4 protein-coding genes are annotated in these 3760 nt (G+C 73.5%); all 4 read right to left on the bottom strand.

What is annotated here, in order from left to right; all coding sequences use genetic code 11:
• A partial coding sequence (locus tag ACTUAL_RS13715) for a S8 family serine peptidase (RefSeq protein WP_440900502.1) occupies positions 1-814 on the bottom strand: 814 nt, incomplete at its 3' end.
• 143 nt (positions 815-957) lie between these two features.
• Positions 958-1839, bottom strand: a complete 882-nt coding sequence (locus ACTUAL_RS13720; protein ID WP_096492531.1) for a trypsin-like serine peptidase — start codon at positions 1837-1839, stop codon at positions 958-960.
• Positions 1840-1988: 149 nt separating this feature from the next.
• Positions 1989-2633, bottom strand: a complete 645-nt coding sequence (locus tag ACTUAL_RS13725) for a response regulator (protein ID WP_096492530.1) — start codon at positions 2631-2633, stop codon at positions 1989-1991.
• 12 nt (positions 2634-2645) lie between these two features.
• On the bottom strand, positions 2646-3760 hold a 1115-nt coding region (locus tag ACTUAL_RS13730; RefSeq protein WP_440900503.1), incomplete at its 5' end, for a sensor histidine kinase.

Here is a 3760-nt window from a genome sequence, read left to right on the forward strand (position 1 = left end):
TGCAGGAGTCGGCGTTGCGGTTGCCCGCCGACAGCGCGTAGGTCAGGCCGGAGCCGATGGAGTTGCGGATCGCGTCGTCCACCAGGGTGGGGCCGCCGGGGGCCTGCGACGACAGGCTCATGTTGACCACGGCGGGCTTGACGGCGTTCGCGGTCACCCAGTCGACGCCGCTGACGACGCCCTCCAGGGTGCCGCCGCCGTCGCAGTCCAGGACGCGGACGGCGACCAGCTTGACGTCCTTCGCGACGCCGAACTCCTTGCCGCCGATGGTGCCCGCGACGTGCGTGCCGTGACCGGCGCAGTCCTGCCTGCTGCCGTCGACCAGGTCCACGCCCCAGCTGGCGCGGCCCTCGAAGGTGCGGTGGGTGGTGCGGATGCCGCTGTCGATGACGTAGGCGTGCACGGTCGCCGCGCTGTTGTCGGTGTGGACCGCCTGGTCCAGCGGCAGACCGGGCTGGTCGATCCGGTCGATGCCCCACGACGGCGGGTTGTACTGCACGTCGGTGGCGGTGAACGCGGCGTTCTGCGCGACGGCGCGCACGGCCGGGTCCGCGGCCAGGCGCTTCGCCTCGTCCTCGGACGCCTTGACGGCGAAGCCCTTCAGCGCGGACTTCCAGGTCGAGGTGACCTGGCCGCCGTGCTCCTCGGTGAGGGCCTGCGCGGTCTCGGACGCGCCGTCCTCCAGCACGACCAGGTAGCTGCCCTCGATGGCGGTTCCCGGTGCGGCCAGGGTGATGCTCACCTCCTGGGCCTGCGCCACCGGTGCCCCCAGCGGGGCCAGTGCCAGGAGCACCGAACCCGCTACCGCTCTCACGCCGATCCCTGCACGTCCCACGGACGCCTCCCTTGATCAAGTCGGGTGAGGGTGGCAGGTCCGGCAGGGGTGGCGGGGGCGGATCGGGGAGGTTGGTGCGCGTTGCCGAACGGGGGGCGGGCCGGGCCCGCCCCCCGCGCCGGTCAGGCCGCCTGGGCCTGGTTGTAGAGGTTCTGGGCGTCCGCGCCGAAGTACGGGCCGAACATCCAGAACGGCAGGATGACGATCTTGTAGCTGTTGACCGAGATCAGCGTTCCGACACCGGTGGCCTCGGAGAAGCCGTGGAACCACGGGCCGCCGCTCGCGCCGCCGGTCATGTCGCAGCCCAGGCCGATGCCGGAGCTGAGGAAGGCGTTGAAGGTGGTCCCGCTGCAGTAGATGAGCCTCGTGCCGTCGTACGGGTCGGCGGCCGGGTAGCCGAAGGCGTAGGTCGGGGCGGCCTTCGGCTGGTTGAACGCGATGCCCTGGCCGCCGACGACGTCGGTGAGGTTGCGGCCGTCGAGCTGGTTGACGACGATCGCGCCGACGTCGTAGTTGATGTCCTCGGACGCGTTCCACTGCGGGGTGCTGTAGGTCGCGCGGGCGGTCCAGGTGCCGTACGGGGTGGCGCCGTTGGCGTAGGCGGGGACGAAGACGACGTTGGTGTGGTAGGCGCCGTCGAGCTTGACGCAGTGGCCCGCGGTGATCACGGTGCTCTTGTTGGCGCTGGTCACGGCGTTGCCGCTGCACGAGGCGGTGCGGCCCTGGTAGGTGAAGAAGACGCGGCCCGCGGTGGTGGTGACCGCGCCGCCCCCGGTCCAGGGGCCGCCGCCGTTCGGGATCGCCTGCGGCGCGACCTCGGCGGGCGGGGCGGCGGGGACGTCCTCGACGTCGGACGGGGCGACGGTGGGCAGGTCCAGCGGGGCGGCGGCGCGCATCCGGTCCGGGGTCCAGTAGTCGGACGCCTCGGGGGCCGCTTGGGCGAGCGGGACGGCCAGCAGGGGTAACAGGAGGGCGATCGCCAGTGCTCCCAGTGGTGTGCGCATGGGGTTTCCACCTCTCGTGGGCGGGCGGCAGGGACCGTCACCTGGAAGCTACCGACGAGGGGCGGGTGGGCGTCTCCGGCTAACGGGTGAGGTCGCCGGGCGAAAACCTTTGCGGGACGAGAAGTATCGGATTGTCTACTGTGGACCGTTCAGCGAGACGCGTCGTGCACGGTGATCGCCACCCTGGTCCGGTTGGCCGCGTCGAGCTTGGCCATGATCCGTCCGATGTGGACCTTCACCGTCGACTCGCTCAGGAACAGCTCCTTGGCGATCTCGGCGTTGCTCGCGCCCCGGCCGACCGCCTCGGCGACCTCGCGCTCCCTCGGGGTGAGGCCGGACAGCCTGCGGCGCGCCTCCGCCCGGCCGGCCGGCTCGGCGGCGAACTCCAGCAGCAGCCGCTTGGTGACGGCGGGCGAGATCATGGCCTCGCCGCGCGCCACCACGTGCACCGCGCGCACCAGGTCGCGGGGCGGGGTGTCCTTGAGCAGGAAGCCGGTCGCGCCGCCGCGCAGGGCCGAGTGCGCGTACTCGTCCAGGTCGAACGTGGTGAGCACGACGACGGCGGGCGCGTCCGGCAGGGCGGTCACCCGGCGCACCACCTCGAGGCCGTCGACGCCGGGCATCTGCACGTCGGTGAGCACCACGTCCGGGTGGAAGCGGTCGACCAGGTCGAGCACGTCCGAGCCGTCCGGGGCCTCGGCGACCACCCGCAGGTCGGGGTCGGACTCCAGGATCAGCCTGATGCCGCCGCGCACGAGCTCCTCGTCGTCGAGCAGGAGCACCTTGACCGCCACCGCGCCGTCCGTTCAGCAGGGGAACTCAGCACGCACAACGTACCCGCCGCCCTCCGGCCGCGCGGACACCGTCCCTCCCGCCTGGGTCACCCGCTCGCGCATCCCGAGCAGCCCGTACCCGGAGCCGGGCACCGCGCCGCCGGGGCGTTCCGGGACGCCGTTGCGGACCTGCACCACCAGCCGCTCCCCCACCTCCAGCAGCACCCGCACGGGCGCGCCGGGGGCGTGCTTGCCCGCGTTGGTCAGCGCCTCCTGCACCACCCGGTAGGCGGCGCGGCCGACGGCGGGCTCCACCTCGGGCAGCGGGTCCGGGTGGGCCAGCTCGACCCGGCCGGGCGCGTCGGCCACCAGGGACTCGATGCCGGGCAGGCCGGGCGCGACGACCTCGGACTCGTCCTCGCGCAGCACCCGGAGCACGTCGCGCAGCTCGGCGAGCGCGGCGGAGCCGGACTTGCGGATGACCTCGGCGACCTCGGCGGTCTCGCCGTCGGCGATCACGGTCAGTGCGCCCGCCTGGAGGGCGATCACGCTGACCCGGTGGGCGACCACGTCGTGCATCTCGCGGGCGATGCGGCGGCGCTCGGCGGTGACCGCGCGCTCGGCGAGCAGGTCGCGCTCGCGCTCGGCGGTCTCGGCGCGCTCGCGCAGCAGGTCGAGGACCTTGGCGCGCTGGTGCACCCAGACGCCGGTGAGGAGGGGCAGGAGGGTGAAGACGGCGTTGGTGATCAGGTAGGAGGGCCAGTCGAGGCGGTCGGAGAGGAAGGCGGGGACGAGGAGCGCGAGGTAGGCGGGGACGGCGGCGAGCCAGGTGCGCCAGGTGAAGCCGTGGCGGGCGGCGGTGGTGTGCAGGCCGATGACCAGGACGGTCCGGGGGGCGGTGAGGAACACGCCGAGCACGCCCATGACGACCGAGAGGAGCAGGCCGGTCGCGACGGTGAGCAGGGGCCAGCGCCTGCGGAGCAGGAGGGCGGGGGCGGCGAGCAGGAGGGTGACGACGGAGGACGGGCCGCCCCTGGCCACGACCTCCAGGGCGGCGCCGCCGGTGATCGCGGCGGTGACGGCGAGGTCGAGGAGGAAGAGGGAGCGACGGCCCTGCCAGGTGGTGTCGAGCCAGGGGACGCGGGACC

The sequence above is a fragment of the Actinosynnema sp. genome (genome assembly GCF_052038725.1).